The sequence below is a fragment of the Planktothrix agardhii genome (assembly GCF_904830935.1).
GTDB lineage: Bacteria > Cyanobacteriota > Cyanobacteriia > Cyanobacteriales > Microcoleaceae > Planktothrix > Planktothrix agardhii.
On sequence record NZ_LR882952.1, the window covers coordinates 4,732,339 to 4,748,184 of the forward strand.

A 15,846-nucleotide genomic window follows, 5' to 3' on the forward strand; every position below is an offset into this window, starting at 1 on the left:
TTTTTCCGACTTCATCAGCATCTTGATATAGCAATCCTATTTGAGTTGTGTTTAAAATCCCTGATCAAAAGGGAATAGAGAACAGCCCCCCCAAACCCCCCGTGCACGGGGGGCTAGGAGGGGAGGGATCTGGGGTAATACTTCTGGCCGTTTCATATCAGTATTGAAATGTTACAACCTATTTAGGATTGCTATATCAACTATTAACTAACAACTATTAACTAACAACTGATAACTGATGACTGATTCTCGTTTGTCCCATTCCCAGGGCGGTTTTACGACCGATGGCGGAGAAAAAGGCAAAATGGGCTAGAATGTTGGCAATTTTCGCTTCTTGAGGGTCAGGAAATCGATATTTAATCCATCCTTTTGCCCCAATTTCTACGTTATTTTCCATCTTTAAAGCATGGGTTTCTAAACTATAGGCAGAAACAAAACCTTGCCAAGCGATCGCCTCAAATTTTTGGGTTTCCGGTGCAAAGGCATTCCATCGTTTCATCAAACTAGAAAACACTAATTCTGGTGAGGGAAAAAGTTGCACATATTTTTGTTGCTTAAAACTGGTGGGGGAAAGAAACTCTAAGGTAATATCATCGGAATTTTTTGGCAGTTTTGCTAACATTTGATAATCCCCCGAACCCACCCAAGGATGAGTACCAGGTAAGGAATGAATGCCTTTAATAATAAAAGGAAATTTACCTAAAGTTAGGGGTTTACTTCCCCATTGTTCAATACCGTTTAATAGGGGTTCCAGCAGACTCCCATTTAACAAACCAATCCGAAAATAAAACTCATCTCCTGAGCGAATTCTATCGCCACGACGATGACCAATTAAACCAGATAAACTGATGGGAGAATCCTGACTATTATGGACATATTCAGAAGCATTTGGATCGCCCATTTGTAACCAGTACAAAACCTGAGCATGGATCGCCCGTCCTAAAGTGGGAGGTAAATAATCCCGATTAATAGCGGCTATTTGGACAATGATCGCATATAAATTAAAAGATTTATCAGACTGCAATGGTATTAGCTCCATAAGCCACTCCTAAAGGTAAATTGATCGGAAAAGATAACTCGGTTAATTGTGACCATTCTGGCATTTCTTGCCCTTGATTCGGTTTTAAAATTTCTAAATATTCGCCTATTAATTGTGCCTGACTCAATAAACTAACCGGAGGCATAACAATCCGATTATATAAAAGTAAGCGACAAGATTGTGGTAAATCTACGGGATTTAAGGGATGTTGACAGACATATTCTCCCGATTTTTTTTTAATCCCAGAATCAGGAATTGGTGTCACATCTACTTTAATTTTTGCCGCCCATTTTCCTAACCGTATCCAAGCCGGAAATTTCACCTCTGGCGGTGCAATAATATAAGTCTGATATCGGCTACCTACGGCTAATTCTTTAGCTCGACCATAGTTAATGGGATAGTTACGATTTGCTCCTGTAGCCCCAAATTGTTTGGAAATTCCATAGTAATTTACTTGAGCCGCTTTAAAGGTATTAATTTGATAGGAACAGCGCAAAGGTTGGGCGGGAAAAACATAAATTTGGGCTCGATTGAGATGGAGTAAATTTTGTTCGCGATCGCCATCTAAATAAGCGGGCTTTTGAGCATTTTTCCCCTGTAGTCGATAGGGTTTAGGAATATAAACCGCTTCAAATAACGCATAACTTAATGCCCAATTGTGCAAATATTTTTCCGTTTCATAAAGAATACCCATTTCCCGACTAGCAAAAAAAACATTATCATGCAAAGTCAAATGACAATGATAAAGAACCATTCAATTTTCCTCAAAAATTAAAGTTGTTGTAAAGTTGTTGCGCTTCAGCGCACTCATAAAAGTTGTTGCGCTTCAGCGCACCCAAAGGTTTAAAAGAAAACAGGAAATTTCCAACTTAATTTAATACCAAGATTGAGTGCTAAAGCACAACAACTGAGTGCTAAAGCACAACAACTAATTAAGAACTAGATTTTCCTTTCCCTTTGCCTTTTTCCTTAGTAGTTAAAGCACCATAGGTTTCGGCATAACTTTTCGTCTGTTGATACAGAGTAGTTAAAGTTTCCCGTAAGCGCGTTTCATCCTGATAAATTCCACTCACTTCCGTTAATAATTCATCCAATTGAGGACGTAAAATTACCTGACTTTTCCGCACGGGTTCCTTTTTAATTAAATTATCAGCCACTTCCGTTGCCTTCGTCAAAATATCACTAATCGGAGCATTAATATCTGGCTTTAATTGATCATAAATTGCCTGGGTAAAATGCAGATTACTGAAAATTTCACCATCACAAAAAGCAATTCCAAGAATATGATTAGTCATCGTACCTGTGCGCGATTCCTGTGCGCCATAGCGCCGAGTTCGTAATAAATTACCTAACACATAAATAAACCCTTCAAAGGTTGAATCGCGCAGGGTTTCTACCGTCGGAAATGCCACCTCTGGCAGAACATGATCTAATTCATTAATTGCACTTCGCATTACCCCTTTTTCGCTCATTGTTCCTCCTTCAAAGGGAGCATTAAAGGTAAAACTGCGGTGAGAATTTTCGTAAGGGGTCAGAGAAAAAGCCGAATCAGAATATACTTTAGAACGTTCCGATCCGCTATCACCAATAGCAAACCCATAAAGAATACAATCAGGGCATTTTTTACAGGATTTTTCACCATTATATTCACAACCATTTTCTGCACCTTCGGTGGCACTGGTTAAGGTTAAAGACCGCAATAATTCCCGTCCTGCTAATCGTTCTGGGGTAATTTGTTTGCGTTTAAACATCACTAAACGACTGAGAAAATCAACTGTAGTTAATCCCGCTTGAGTGCGTGCGGTATTTAGCACACCATCGGTCTGAAAAACGGGGAAAGATTGACTATGACGCACCATTAAAAAATGGATATATTTACCCGAAGCTAAACGGGGAAAAGCGGCTTGAAATTCTGGTTTAAGTGTTTCGAGAATTGCCATTGTGATTATCTCCTTTAAAGTGTTAGTTTTAGGTTTAAGACTGTTGTTGTTTGTCTTGTAATGCCAACCAACGGTAGGCAAATTCCGCCCCCGCTTTGATGCGGTTACGGTTTTCTTGAAGCAGGGCGCGATCGCCTTTATATTGCTTCAAAAAAACCTCCTCAACAAAGGTTTTCATAAACCCATAAATGGCTTCAAGTTCCTGTTGTTGACGCTGGGCATAATCCACAGATTTATCTTTAATCAAGGGACGTTTATAGACTTCTTGACGATCCAAAGCATCGCGCAAGTGTCCAGCCCCTTGAAAGATTAAATCTTGAGGATCAAGATCATTAGGACTTGATAAAATCACCTCCAAGGCTTTCGTCATGGGTAACAAAATTGAATGACTGGACTCTTTGATATCGACTTGATAGAACTTGCGATATTTTTCGACTAAATCTTGTGTAAACTGCATGGTTTTCTCCATAACATCATCTCCTTTTGACCAAATTTGAGCAAACTGCCAATAGCGATCAATTTCATTGCTATAGGGTTCTCGTTTATCACGCCGAAATCCCTCATTAGCGATCGCAAAAATATTCAAAACATTCGTCGCTAAATCCCTCACCGTGCCATTAAACGCTTGCCAACGGGCATCGGGTTTAGCACTCCGATTATCTAAGTGAATGCTATAGGCAATTAACAAGCGTTCTAAAGCCGTTTCTAAGCCATCTAAACGAATAGATGAATCCAAACTGAGTAGATTCCAAAACCCAGCAATGCCGTCTAATTTCACTGTTTCCAGAAACTCTTGATCACTGGTATAAAGCGGATCGGGACTGGTGGTAGCTACGACTTTTACTCCTAAAAGCCGGGGCAAAGCTAGGGCTAAAAACGCCGGTTCTACCCAAGCATCCGTCAGGGTTTTTCCCATGGTTGTTGTGTAATTAATTGCCATAAACGGCAAGTCTCGCACCGAATAGCGAACACCTAATTTTGGATATCTTCCTGCTTCGGGTTCATCTTGGTCTTGCCAAGCTAAGGTTTGTAAACCGTCAATTTGCAAATTAGCATCAATCCAATGTTTACGAACATCCCAAAGATTCATTCTTTTTAAAGTATTAGTTAATACTTTCACCGCTAAAGCGGTTTGGGGTGAGTAAACGTAGGCGGGAAAAATATACAGAAAAACCGGTTGTTTGTCTTCTAGTTTTCCCGCCGGGGCAGACCAATAAGCCTGCCGTAATAACATTTCCAGAGCCCATATTTTTGAGATTCCTCGTTTAATTCTACCTCCTCCTAACGCATTTTTATTACTATATTGTTGGGGTTTAAATAACACCACGGAATCCAGTTGATCCTCTGCGGAAAATTCCCCAGAACTTAATGAACAAATCGGTTGATTTGTAACTTTTGCCTCGGTATAAGCCGTTAGTTCATTAGGGAATTTATGAGGAAATGCTGTTAACCCCCAAACCTCTAAATACTGTTCTAAATAATCGCTAAAGGCTTCACGAGTTGGGCTACTATTTTGTTTGAGTAACCCTTTTTCTTCTGCCCAAGTTGCCAGGAGATCGGCAAAAACAGTTAAAAATTCGGTTACTTGTTCTAAATCTAGGGTTAAATGATCAGCCATATAGTTAGCAGCAACTCGATACCAACCATAATTAACCCCCCCAGATTGAATTGCTGTTTCTTCTGGGGAAATTTGAGTTTCTAAATTCAGCAGGGTCAGAACTTGGGGGGCGTATTCCTGACAGGTTGGAAAAAATTGATTTTGAGTTAAAATCACAAATTCCGCAATTCGATCCGCCCGCAAATCCGCCGCTTTTAATAGTCTTTCTTTTTCAACTTGGGGAATGTCTAACTTTTCAATTCGCTTAGGAGTTGCGGGACTTTTATCATTAGCAACTTTAACTTCTACAACATGGGGAAGTTGTCGAATTAGGTCTGCGGGACTGAATAATTCCAGAGTTTGGGGGGCAACTTTTAAGCCTTTCCCATCTCTTACAAAGCCAATTTCACCCTTACTAAAATATCCAGCTAAACCTCGAATATTTTTATCTGTGTCCCCTTGGATAATATTCTGCCAAATAGCCGTTTCAATGGCTATAAAATCGGGAATTTTGGGTATTTTAGGGGCTAAATAAACTGTACCATGGGCAAAATATAATAGGGGTTCCCAGCCGATTTTTTCTACAAAACTAACCACGGCATTATGAATACGATTAGTTAGCAAACCCCGACAGTCCCGCAGGCGATGGTAGACTAATTTTTTCTCGATTTCTAACCAGTCTAAATGATCTTGTAGGCGATCGCCTCCCGTTTGGATTGCCACATCCGTTGGATCATTAAAATGCACTGCAATATCACCAAAAGCTAACAAGTGACGCAGGGGTAAATCTAAGCGCCGATCATCCTCAATTTGTACCTGAAAATCATCAATTTCCCAATTAGAAATGAACGTATTACTTCCCACTTTAAATTGGGTATTTTGAGCTAAATAGGCAATATCCACTAAATACTCACGCCAGGGATGCCAAAACCCATCAAAATTAAGTTTTTCTCCCCAGGTTTCACAGACTTGCAAAATTTGCCGAATTTCATGGGCTTTTGGAGATGTAGATGCTTCAGTTTGACCTTGAATAATTTTATTATAATCATGCAAGGTTATTCCTAAACACAATAGCCGTTTTTCTTCCTCGGAAAGTTGTAAATCATCGGGTAAATATTGACTCAAATTCCAAGCAGTTAATAGGGCATTCAGAACATGAACCTGTAAACCTTGATCGGCTCTATTTGACCACCGTTGAGCTTTTTCTTCCGCATGGTGATCGCCTTGTTTTTCTAATTTGTTTAAATGACTTTTATAGGAACCCCCTAAAGCCGTAATTACTGAGAATTGTCGTTCCATTGCTGGGAGAATAGTCTCAATATAGGAACGCAAAATCGGATCAGTATCTTCGGGTAAGGTTTCAATTAGTAAGGTTTGCAGAAGGGTGAGTTTTTCCATGATTTTAAAAAATATAAGGTTGGGCGGTTTCGCAAGGTTTAAGTCGCCATTTCATCGCTTCTAAAAGCAGGGCATCTTGATTAAAAGCACAGGCGTAGGCAACACCATCGACATCGGTTAAACGATATAATCCAAAGGTGGGATTAAGATGCAATTTGCGACTTACTTCCCAATGACTATAGGCTTGATTCCGGTTTACCGAAACAATAAATGCTAGTAATTTGCGTTTACGAAGACATTTTTCAACTTCGGCTTGGGGGTGTCCAACAATTGTAAGTTTATCTAATAGAATTAAAGTACATTGTCTGAGTTCTTCGGTGGTGCGATCGCATTCTAACTGCACCTCAAATCGTTGATCTGTCCAATGTTTTATTTTTAAGTAAACTTGGATATATTTATCGGGAAATTCCGTGGCTGGATGGTTAAATTTTTGAGCAGCTTCTATAAAAGTCTGAGCATCAATAATTTCTACTTCTGCATAGGGTAAAAGCCGCAATAAATCATAGGTATAAAACCGAGAACCCTCCCAAACCGCAGCTTGTAGATCTGACCCGCCTCGAAACCTTAATAATTCTTCCTGTACCGCCTTACCCGTTGAATCTTTACTTAAGGCAAACCAATGACCCCGTTTTTTATCTAATTTTTCCCCATAAACCTGTCTTAAATCCTGACTCATATTCTGATGAATTTGCTCCATCACCGCCGTATTTTCTCCGGTCATTTTTAACAACATTCCTTGAGCTTGTAGGGCCCCCCAATACCTCCGATATTCCTCAAATTCCGTCGGGGGATTAAAAGCATCTTCAAGAATTTCTCTAAAATTTGTGCGATCAATTTCTTGTCCTTCTGTTAATTTTTCAGCTAATCTAGCTTCAATCCAAGGAGCGCGACCGGGAAGTAATATATAAGCATTGTAACTGGAAAAATTAGGATGACGACCTAACCTACCTAACCGTTGAATACAAGTTGCAGAATCACTGGCTTCAAAAATTAGCAAATGAATTTTAAAATCCACCCCCACATCTACCGCCGATGTTCCTACTACTAAAACCGATTGTTCAGCATTTTTTAACTCGGTCTGGGTGATCGTTCTTTCCTGTCGATCAATTCGGCCACTAATCTCTCGAACTTTGATTTGATCTTCGGGAAAAATGGCTTGTAATTCTCGAACTGTGCGACTAACTTGGGCGACGGAATTGAGAATAATTAATCCTCGTCCTTGACCTTCTACTGTGAGGAGTTTTCGGATCAGTTCCGCTTGTTCTTTCAACCAGGTTAAGCTATCTGAATCTCGATCTAACTGCACAAATTCCAGTTCGACTGACTGCAAAATTTGCCGATATCCGGGTGTGGGTTCTGAAACATAATTTCCTGCTATTTTAGTCACTTGAAATCCCACTTTTTCTAGGGTGTTAATAAAACTGGGTTTCGGGGTTGCGGAAGTGAATAAAAACTTCATCGGACGCTTACGCGGTCGGCTATAACGAATTAATAGCAAACTATTAAGAATGGCGGCTTCTTGATGCACTCCAAAAATATGAAATTCATCGGCAACATAGAGATCAGGATTTATCACTAAAGAGGGCAACCAGGTGTGATTAAAGCCTGGATTATAATAACGAAAGTGGGTAATGAGGTGGAAAATATCGGGATTTGTCAGAATAACGGGTTTGCGTTGAATGACTTTTGATAATTCCTTAAATTTGTTACTTTTTTCGGCAATTTCTACCCGTCGGGCTAATTCCACGCCATACAAACTATCGACGCGCCGACTCCCATCTAAATTAAAATCTTGGCAATAATTTCTAACTTGTTTTTCCTGATCTGTGACTAATTCAATGGTTGGATATAGGGCAATTGTCCGAAATTTGGGATTAAGTAATCCCCCTAAGTAAGCCGCCAGGGATTTACCATCTCCGGTGGCTGAGGTGTTAAAAATAATCTCAGCCGGGCCATGCAGCACTTCGGCACAGGTTTCCACCTGGTGTACGGACAAAGGGCAAGAAACCTCTGGATTTTCACCAAAGTTCGGAGCCTGCTGTTTGACTTTGCACTCACCCCGACATCCCAATGGGCAGCCCTGGACATCGGTGTTTTGCTGGGAATATAAAGGAAGTAGCCTAATTTTCACGATTTCCCCTAGAACAGTAACGGGTGGTTTATAGTTGTTAATAGACCGATTATGGCACAGCTTTATTAAATATGCAAGTATAAAATTAAAATGGCTCGAAAAAAAGAAACTATTACACTGTCTATTCCCCCCGGAACGAAGGAGCAATTAGAAGCGATCGCAGCTAAATTTCAGATTCTATGGGGCGATCGCCCTAGTATATCGGGCTTGTTAGTGGCGATCGCCCGTTCAGAATTGGAAGTCGGCGATCGCTTTACCCTAAGTTCAGTGCAAGTACAGTCTTTGGAGCAAGGGACGAAAGCCCTGATTGATTCCGGTTATATTAGTGAAGCCCAAGCATTAATGGCCCTGCTCCTGGAACGGGGAAATCTGGCCTCCCCCCTGCGTCAGTCCTTTCTCCAACAGATCAGTCACTCCCTCCCGGCTTGGCGGGTGTTACTCGATCAGCAAATTGCCCGTCGTCAACCCTTTCGCCTCCTCTACCGAGATGCCCAAGGGCGAGATTGGATGTTTACCGTCCGTTATGCCGAAATTGTATTTCGGGAAAAACGGCTATATTTGGAGATCTGGAGCGAGGAAACCGAGGGCAACCGGGATTTACCCGAACTGGCCCATAACCGTTCCCTGCGTCTGGATCGGATTACGGATCTGAATATCCTGCCCGGGGAGGGGACATGGCGAGACGATTTAGATTTTGTGAAAGTGTACTTACACTTTAAGGGGGAACTGGCGAATAGCTACGAATCAAAACAGGACGACCTCAGCAAGCAACGAGAGGGTAATATCCTGATAGTGGTGCGTCAGGTATCGAACACTTTTTGGCTGATCCGTGAGATTTTGGTCTATCGCTCCCTCTGTGAAATTGTTGCACCGGATAGTGTGCGCGATCGCATGAGGCAAGAAGCGCAGGCTATCTGTCAACACTATGATTAGCAATTAGACGGGTAGAAGCGAGATTCCTTTCACCCGTCGTACTTTTATATTAGTTGGGATGTGGAAATGGGGTCTTCCATTGATAGGGGGAGAGAACAATATCCCATTTCCAGAATTTTCCAGATTTTGTTTGCTCAGAAGGAACAATCTGCAAAGTTCCATAGGGATAACCAACCTCTAACTTCCCATTTTTGGCACGAGTGCGGATTTCCTGAGCAGATAATTTTTCCTGCGCGACTATCTCCAGAAACTCTCGTACTTTCTCAGTTGTTAACCGATTAGCAACTAGAAAATCACAATTATTGAGGTTTAGCTCCAATTGACAGCTTTTTGGGTTATAATTCATAAAGGTAGAAAATGTTTACTCGAAGGGAACGACCTGACATCCAAGATCAGCCGTTTCCAAAGTGGAATATATAAGCAGGTGTCTCTGAAGTGCAAGTTCAGGGACATTTTCGCTATATGGATACCATAGCACAAACAATGGATTTTAAGCAACTATGGAATTTAAGCCGTATGAATATACCTTCAAATTTAATCCGTATGAATATACCTTTTTTTAGATGTTCTGCTATACTGTTCCTCGTGGGGTAGCAGACAGGCTGCTTAAGGTTGACATGGATAAAATTAAATCCCTATAAGGGACTGAAACTATTCGTATGGGTTAAACTCCTCTATGTCATTTAACCTGCTGTTACCCTCACCTTCTGAAAATCACTCAAAATCCCTCAATTAACAAAAACCTATTTAGTTTCCAATACCTATTCTACTATTAACAATAATTCTGGGAATGGAAGAAAGCCCTGAAGGGCTTACTACGGGATTATACTAGAATTATAGCTTTCATAATTTGCTAAGAAAACCCTATGCAACTTACTGAACATCGTGCTGATCGCGTTGTTTTATACAATATTAGTTGGCAGCAATTTGAAAATCTCCTGATTAACTTAGGACAAACTCGCGCCGCTAGAATTGCCTATGATAACGGAACTTTTGAAATTATGACCCCCTTACCCAAACACGAATATTATAAGGAAGCAATCGGAATTTCTATTCAAGATATTGCTGAAGAACTAGACATCAATTATGAAAGTTATGGTTCAACAACTTGGAAACGGGAAGCGCGTTTAGCAGGAATAGAACCTGACAACTGCTTTTATTTTCAGAATGAGGCTAAAATTCGAGGCAGATTAGAGTTTAATTTGAATCAAGATCCCCCTCCAGACTTAGCCTTAGAAATTGATATGACCCATAAATCTTTAAATCGCTTTCCGATTTATGCTCGCTTGGGAATACCCGAAATTTGGTGTTATGATTCCGGCGAATTAAAAATTTACCAACTCCAGCAGGAAACCTATAGAGAAGTAGAAACAAGTTCGGTATTTCCGATGCTGCGGGTGCAAGAAATTCCAACTATAATTGAGCAATATCGTCTTGATGGTAAGCTGGCAGTACGTCGGGCGATCAGGAATTGGGCAAGACAATGAAAATAAAAACTAATCAAGCTTCCAATACCTGTTCCACCGTTAACACTAATTCTGGGAATATATGAGAAACAATTCTTTCATTTCCTCTAAATTCTATCTGTTCATAGAATCCCTCCACTAAGGTTAAAATAGTTATTTTTTGCTCGGTGGGATCAACAATCCAATATTCAGAAATACCGACCACACCATACTCCGAACGCTTAAACCGATAATCTCGGGTTCGAGATTCAGGACTGACAATTTCTACGGCTATGATGGCGGATTCGATCACCGCAGATTGATCAAGATTGGAGATTTTCTCTCGGTCAATCACACAAAGATCAGGAATTCTGGAACGATTAACAGAAGTTCTAACTCCAATCCCTGATAATATTTTCCAAGGTAAACTAAGCTGTTTAATTTGTGTCGTCAACACATCAGTTAAAAAACTAACGATAAACGCATGACGAAATGTGGGTGGATTCATCGGAATTAATTCTCCATCTTCCAATTCATAGCGGTTATCTGTGGCGTCATCATAGGTTAAATATTCCTCAAAAGTTAGTTGATTTTTAATAGTTGTTTGAATCATGGTTTTCCTTGCGGGTGAGTAGTTCTCTCCAAGTGGCGATCGCTTCAATTAACTGATTATTTTACTTCAAATGGTTTTTTTTGTGTAGCCTTATGTTTGAACCTGTGGGAAACTTAATAATGTCAATTATTAAGCTATCCGATGAATATTATTCCAGCCATTGATTTATTAGACGGACGCTGTGTACGTTTATATCAAGGAGATTATAACCAAGCTCAAACTTTTAATGAAGATCCGATTGCGGTTGCTCAAGACTGGGTAGAACAAGGAGCAACCCGTCTACATTTAGTGGATTTAGATGGGGCAAAAACTGGACAACCAATTAATTATCACGTCATTGAAGCGATCGCTAATACGATTAATATTCCAGTGCAAGTCGGGGGAGGATTACGCAATCGAGAAAAAGTCGCTACCCTCTTAAATTTAGGCGTAGAACGGGCAATTTTGGGAACCGTTGCGGTTGAAAATCCGAAATTAATTGCGGAGTTATGTGCAGAATTTCCCGGTCATATTGCGGTGGGAATTGATGCGAGAAATGGCAAAGTTGCGACAAAAGGATGGTTAGAAACCTCGGAAGTTTTAGCGACGGATTTAGCCGAACAAATGGCACAATTAGGGGTGGCTGCTATTATTTATACCGATATTCACCGGGACGGAACCCTAACGGGGCCGAATCTGGAGGCGTTACGAGAAATTGCCAATATTGTTGCAATTCCGGTGATTGCTTCTGGGGGAGTTAGTTCAATTACGGATTTATTAAGTTTATTATCCCTGGAACCATTAGGGGTCACGGATGTAATTGTCGGACGGGCTATCTATACCGGGGATATTAATTTAAAGGAAGCAATTCAATCTGTTGGTCAAGGACGATGGCAAGATGTTCCACCTGATTTTGGTAACTCGACTTTTGCTTAAGATTTAGGGTTGAAATATTTCTACAGAACGGGTTTAGATCGGCGAGGCTTTAACCCGTTCTTGTTGCCATTTAAACGGAAAAAAATCGGCAATATGCGGTGCGTTCTTCTACTCGTTGTTCTAGTTCCAAATTTAGTTGACATAAAGCTTGTTCTACTTGCTTTTTTTGATGAATTTCATGCTTTAATTGGGTATTTAAGGTATGAAGTTTTAGATCCTCAAAAGTTTCTAAGCTTTTTGTTGCGATGTCACTTGTGAGACTTCAGGGAGGATGGCTATAGAAAACCGTCAGATAGATGCACAGGATCAATATCAAAGGCAATTACGAGTTTTTTAATGATCCGATAGTTGACTTATGTTTACAGATCTTAATTGATTAGTTAACACACCCGGAGAATAAAAGCAAGAATTCTCAAAAATCATCCACCATTGAATCAAACTTTCAACCGTTAGCGGGTGTTTGAGATCAAACGCCTGGGGGACAATTGTGTGATGATGGAATCGGGTTGTCCTGTGATCAAGTTGGCGAATCGTTTAGCTAACGGGGGAATAAACACTAAAGGATTACTAAACCCCGAAAACAAAAAGATTCGATCAAAATCTGCCACTGTACCAATTAAGGGTAGACTATCGGAACTAAAGGCTACTAAACAATCATAGCAAATTGCGGGTAAATTAGCTAATGCGGGTAAAATTTTAGCGATTTCTTGACGAATTAAATCTTCACTTTCTCTGAGGTTTACAGTCGCATTAACATCACTTAAAGCCCGAGAAGGTTGACCGATTCTGATCCGACCATCGAGTAACTGGGCGGCACTTTTATCGATCATAAATGGGGTTAATTCATGACCGGGTTGTTCCCATAAAGGTTCTAATTCGGGTTGGGTGGCTTTGGCTTCGAGTTGGAAACGTTCCATCATCGCAGACATAACAATGGTTTGTAATTTTAAATCCACGGGTGGGGTTTCCAGAATTTCGGTATGAGTGAAATAAATCGGAACGGAAATCCCGGCATTTTTTAATAGCTGACGAGTGAATCCCCCCGCACAAATTGCCACATTTTCAGCTAGATATTGTCCTAAACGGGTTTTAATACTAACGGCTTGATTTTGCCGGGGATTAATCTGTAAAACTTGATCGATAATTTGGGTTCCCCCTAAATTTTTAAAGCTTTGAAGATATCCAGTATTCAGATGTTCTGGGGAAATTTGACCATGACGAACGGTAAAGGCTCCACCGATACCATTAGGATTTAATAGGGGTTCTAATTCACAGGCTTCTTGAGTGGTAATTAACTCAGGGGGTGTGGCAAAATTGCGATATTTTTCAGCTATAATTTCTGGATCAATATCGAAATTAAAGGGTAAAATTAAATCTAATTCTCTTAACTCCGTATTTATCCCTAATTCTTGGGATAAAGTCTGGTGATATGTTTTTCCTTCTTCGCATAACGTTCGGGTGAGTTCCGTTGTCCCCGACCAATAAGCTAAACCGCCGTAGCTATAGCGAGTTGCATTGTTTAAAAGAGGATTTGGATCTAACAAAAGTACCTTAAATCCTTTTTTAGCTAATTCATAACTAAGTGCAGAACCTGTAACTCCAGCCCCAACTACAATCCAATCATAAGAATTCATGGAATTTTTGCGATCGCGGTAAAATTTTTAGTATACTTACGGTCTACTATACAATAAATTCTCTATCTATACAATCTATTTAGTGCTTGCTATGTTGAATCAGATTAATTATTTTGTCTGGGAAATTCAAAAGTAAAATTGTTTATAATAAAATCAGTTTTTGCACTCAAACGGCAAGAATTATGATTCATAATTGATTCATAATTTCTTAACAATAAACCCAAATAAGGATCTTACTATGTCTAAGTCACAGCCCTATCAACCTTTATTTTTGAGAGTTTCCCACGCTTTAAATGCTTTTTTGGTTCTGGGTGCTTTCATTACTGGATTTTTAGTTTATGATAGTTATGATCGGCGTTTTGGTGGCTTAGGATTAACGGAAGAAAAACGCAGTTTAATTAATATTCATGGAACCTTTGGATTTTTCTTGTTATTTGTTTATCTTGTTTTTCTCGTTTATAGTTTAATAGCCCAAAGAAAAAAGTTAATTCAAGGAAATACCCTGCAAACATTAACTCAAACTAATAAACCCGCCTGGTGGTATACCCTACTGAGAATCAGTAATACTTTAGCTTTGATTGCAGTGTCATTGGCGGTAATTTCAGGAAAGTTTCAACTAGAAGATTGGCTTCCGAATGGAGAACTTAATCACCTCTGGTATTTTGCACATTTAATCGCTTGGGTGATAATTTTATTTTCGATTATGATTCATGTTTTAATGGCGATTAAAGTCGGAGGTATACCCTTAATTATTTCTATGTATAATACTCATTACAGACCCCAGGATCATCCTAAATTATGGTTGGGAAATGTTAGAAACTGGTTTTATCGGGTTTTAAATAAATAGGATCACAGATTTAAGAGGATTTCACGGATTTCACGGATTTTAATCTGTGTTAATCTGCGTAATCCGTTTAATCCGTGTTCAGATTTCACGGATTTTAATCTGTGTTAATCTGCGTAATCCTTTTAAATCAGTGATCCCCGTACTTATTACCTAACAATATTTAGAGATATCTTCATGACATTCATCTGCTAAATAACACAACGCCCGGAAGCGTAGTCCGGTGAATTGTTCATATAAAGGATTCAATTTGCACATCGGAGGAATATGAACAATTTTGCGTCCAAATATGATCAAATCTCGTTCAAAAGGACACTGAGGCGGAATCAATTTACAGACAGCATGAGCGACTTTAGAATCATGAATCTCTAAATCATCTAACCAATGTTTAACCGGGAAAAGAACATCAATATGATGATGGTCATGGGGGTTATGATCAATACAGATTTGGGGTAACTCCCCCGATTGAATTTGAGACAAATCTTGTAAGGTTTTTCGCAATGTATCTACGGCCTCAATTTTGAGGTTTAATGCTTGACAAAATTGATGTAATAAATCATCCTCACAAATAGAGTAAATTCCATCGGCTAAAGCCACCATTACAGCCGTTCTCAGGAAGTTTTCTGCTAGTTTAGGATTAGTTCCTAAAATAGCGCCTAATTCCTGGGGTGAAATGGGTTCTAAACTATCAACATCAGTCACAGCAACTAATTCATCATGGATTAACGCATCAATTAACTGATGTTCTTCCTCATCAAAATTTCCATCCGCCCAAGCCATGGTTAAAAGTCCACGCATCCACGCCAGACTTTGTTCCCTGGTGTATGAAATTTGGGATGTGCTAGTCATCGGTTTTCCCCCTTCCTGGAAAAATCTCCTATCCAATTATTTCCATGCTAACCGCAACTAGAATTTCTCTCACAAATTTTGCCCATACGCAAGACCAACGCCGTTGCATTTGCTATGGCGTTGGAAATTTCACACAATCAAATAATTTCTCAAGCTCAAGGTAAAGGAGATCAACTGCTCCCCGTAAAGATAACTTCAGGAAATTTGGATTGAGCTTCGCTTATCGGGCGATTTCTGCCTTCTTCTTGCCAGTAATTGATCACTTCGGTTGCTTTATTCAGCAGTTCAACTTGATCGGGTTCAGAAATCCAATGTTTGGATTCCATTTCCGTTTTCAGTTCTTCCCAAGCATCGTTGCGGGGCCAGAAAAAGTAGGAGGTTAAAGGACTTGTTCCCTTACCTACCACTTGATCCACCGCCAGGGCCACATTCTCATCTAGCCAGAGAACTTTTAATACAAACCTTGACAATTACACCTCCCTTGTCTATCCTAAGCCCACAAAAAATA

The 15,846-nt window shown here is 39.9% G+C and carries 14 protein-coding genes; 4 read left to right on the top strand and 10 right to left on the bottom strand.

Annotation, left to right across the window (positions count from 1 at the left end):
- Window positions 1–217 precede the first annotated feature (217 nt).
- The 5 genes from cas6 to cas3 form a co-directional block, all read right to left on the bottom strand.
- Entirely contained in the window at window positions 218–1,039 is an 822-nt protein-coding gene (cas6, locus tag NMG88_RS21615) for a CRISPR-associated endoribonuclease Cas6 (protein ID WP_042156680.1), read from the bottom strand.
- Window positions 1,014–1,793, bottom strand: coding sequence for a type I-D CRISPR-associated protein Cas5/Csc1 (gene cas5d, locus NMG88_RS21620; protein WP_235752068.1), 780 nt, complete (start codon window positions 1,791–1,793; stop codon window positions 1,014–1,016). The genes cas6 and cas5d overlap by 26 nt, the downstream gene beginning before the upstream one ends.
- A gap of 178 nt (window positions 1,794–1,971) precedes the next feature.
- Entirely contained in the window at window positions 1,972–2,979 is a 1,008-nt protein-coding gene (gene cas7d, locus NMG88_RS21625) for a type I-D CRISPR-associated protein Cas7/Csc2 (RefSeq protein ID WP_235757534.1), read from the bottom strand.
- A 34-nt stretch (window positions 2,980–3,013) separates the two neighbouring features.
- Window positions 3,014–5,974: a type I-D CRISPR-associated protein Cas10d/Csc3 gene (gene cas10d / locus NMG88_RS21630; RefSeq protein WP_254035793.1), complete on the bottom strand. Its 2,961-nt coding sequence runs from the start codon at window positions 5,972–5,974 to the stop codon at window positions 3,014–3,016.
- 4 nt (window positions 5,975–5,978) lie between these two features.
- Window positions 5,979–8,105 carry a type I-D CRISPR-associated helicase Cas3' gene (gene cas3 / locus NMG88_RS21635; RefSeq protein ID WP_254035794.1) on the bottom strand — a complete coding sequence of 709 codons (2,127 nt, stop codon included), beginning with the start codon at window positions 8,103–8,105 and terminating at the stop codon, window positions 5,979–5,981.
- Window positions 8,106–8,195: 90 nt separating this feature from the next.
- Here cas3 and NMG88_RS21640 point away from each other — a divergent pair, with 90 nt between their 5' ends.
- Window positions 8,196–9,038, top strand: coding sequence for a helix-turn-helix transcriptional regulator (locus NMG88_RS21640; protein ID WP_235752071.1), 843 nt, complete (start codon window positions 8,196–8,198; stop codon window positions 9,036–9,038).
- Between the two features lie 49 nt (window positions 9,039–9,087).
- On the opposite strand, the gene NMG88_RS21645 is transcribed toward NMG88_RS21640, so the two are convergent.
- The gene (locus tag NMG88_RS21645; protein ID WP_235752072.1) at window positions 9,088–9,384 is read right to left on the bottom strand and encodes a hypothetical protein; all 297 of its coding nucleotides are present in this window, start codon (window positions 9,382–9,384) and stop codon (window positions 9,088–9,090) included.
- A 520-nt stretch (window positions 9,385–9,904) separates the two neighbouring features.
- Here NMG88_RS21645 and NMG88_RS21650 point away from each other — a divergent pair.
- Window positions 9,905–10,525 (top strand): Uma2 family endonuclease, encoded by a 621-nt coding sequence (locus NMG88_RS21650; protein ID WP_254035795.1) that lies wholly within the window; start codon window positions 9,905–9,907, stop codon window positions 10,523–10,525.
- A gap of 13 nt (window positions 10,526–10,538) precedes the next feature.
- On the opposite strand, the gene NMG88_RS21655 is transcribed toward NMG88_RS21650, so the two are convergent.
- On the bottom strand, window positions 10,539–11,096 hold the full coding sequence (locus NMG88_RS21655) for a Uma2 family endonuclease (RefSeq protein WP_214559003.1): 558 nt from the start codon (window positions 11,094–11,096) through the stop codon (window positions 10,539–10,541).
- Window positions 11,097–11,237: 141 nt separating this feature from the next.
- On the opposite strand from NMG88_RS21655, the gene hisA reads away from it, so the two are divergent.
- The gene (gene hisA, locus NMG88_RS21660; protein ID WP_235766124.1) at window positions 11,238–12,011 is read left to right on the top strand and encodes a 1-(5-phosphoribosyl)-5-[(5-phosphoribosylamino)methylideneamino]imidazole-4-carboxamide isomerase; all 774 of its coding nucleotides are present in this window, start codon (window positions 11,238–11,240) and stop codon (window positions 12,009–12,011) included.
- 449 nt (window positions 12,012–12,460) lie between these two features.
- Here hisA and NMG88_RS21665 read toward each other — a convergent pair whose 3' ends face one another.
- Window positions 12,461–13,645 carry an NAD(P)/FAD-dependent oxidoreductase gene (locus tag NMG88_RS21665; protein ID WP_042156697.1) on the bottom strand — a complete coding sequence of 395 codons (1,185 nt, stop codon included), beginning with the start codon at window positions 13,643–13,645 and terminating at the stop codon, window positions 12,461–12,463.
- Between the two features lie 238 nt (window positions 13,646–13,883).
- On the opposite strand from NMG88_RS21665, the gene NMG88_RS21670 reads away from it, so the two are divergent.
- The gene (locus NMG88_RS21670; RefSeq protein ID WP_214559005.1) at window positions 13,884–14,492 is read left to right on the top strand and encodes a cytochrome b/b6 domain-containing protein; all 609 of its coding nucleotides are present in this window, start codon (window positions 13,884–13,886) and stop codon (window positions 14,490–14,492) included.
- Between the two features lie 150 nt (window positions 14,493–14,642).
- On the opposite strand, the gene NMG88_RS21675 is transcribed toward NMG88_RS21670, so the two are convergent.
- Window positions 14,643–15,338: a Mo-dependent nitrogenase C-terminal domain-containing protein gene (locus NMG88_RS21675; RefSeq protein ID WP_026797434.1), complete on the bottom strand. Its 696-nt coding sequence runs from the start codon at window positions 15,336–15,338 to the stop codon at window positions 14,643–14,645.
- Window positions 15,339–15,508: 170 nt separating this feature from the next.
- Entirely contained in the window at window positions 15,509–15,808 is a 300-nt protein-coding gene (locus NMG88_RS21680) for a 30S ribosomal protein PSRP-3 (protein ID WP_026787359.1), read from the bottom strand.
- Between the last annotated feature and the right edge of the window lie 38 nt (window positions 15,809–15,846).

Coding starts and splice junctions, on each gene's coding strand:
- cas6 (WP_042156680.1), bottom strand. CDS start 1,039: ATGGAGCTAATACCATTGCAGTCTGATAAATCTTTTAATTTATATGCG.
- cas5d (WP_235752068.1), bottom strand. CDS start 1,793: ATGGTTCTTTATCATTGTCATTTGACTTTGCATGATAATGTTTTTTTT.
- cas7d (WP_235757534.1), bottom strand. CDS start 2,979: ATGGCAATTCTCGAAACACTTAAACCAGAATTTCAAGCCGCTTTTCCC.
- cas10d (WP_254035793.1), bottom strand. CDS start 5,974: ATGGAAAAACTCACCCTTCTGCAAACCTTACTAATTGAAACCTTACCC.
- NMG88_RS21640 (WP_235752071.1), top strand. CDS start 8,196: ATGGCTCGAAAAAAAGAAACTATTACACTGTCTATTCCCCCCGGAACG.
- NMG88_RS21645 (WP_235752072.1), bottom strand. CDS start 9,384: ATGAATTATAACCCAAAAAGCTGTCAATTGGAGCTAAACCTCAATAAT.
- NMG88_RS21650 (WP_254035795.1), top strand. CDS start 9,905: ATGCAACTTACTGAACATCGTGCTGATCGCGTTGTTTTATACAATATT.
- NMG88_RS21655 (WP_214559003.1), bottom strand. CDS start 11,096: ATGATTCAAACAACTATTAAAAATCAACTAACTTTTGAGGAATATTTA.
- hisA (WP_235766124.1), top strand. CDS start 11,238: ATGAATATTATTCCAGCCATTGATTTATTAGACGGACGCTGTGTACGT.
- NMG88_RS21665 (WP_042156697.1), bottom strand. CDS start 13,645: ATGAATTCTTATGATTGGATTGTAGTTGGGGCTGGAGTTACAGGTTCT.
- NMG88_RS21670 (WP_214559005.1), top strand. CDS start 13,884: ATGTCTAAGTCACAGCCCTATCAACCTTTATTTTTGAGAGTTTCCCAC.
- NMG88_RS21675 (WP_026797434.1), bottom strand. CDS start 15,338: ATGACTAGCACATCCCAAATTTCATACACCAGGGAACAAAGTCTGGCG.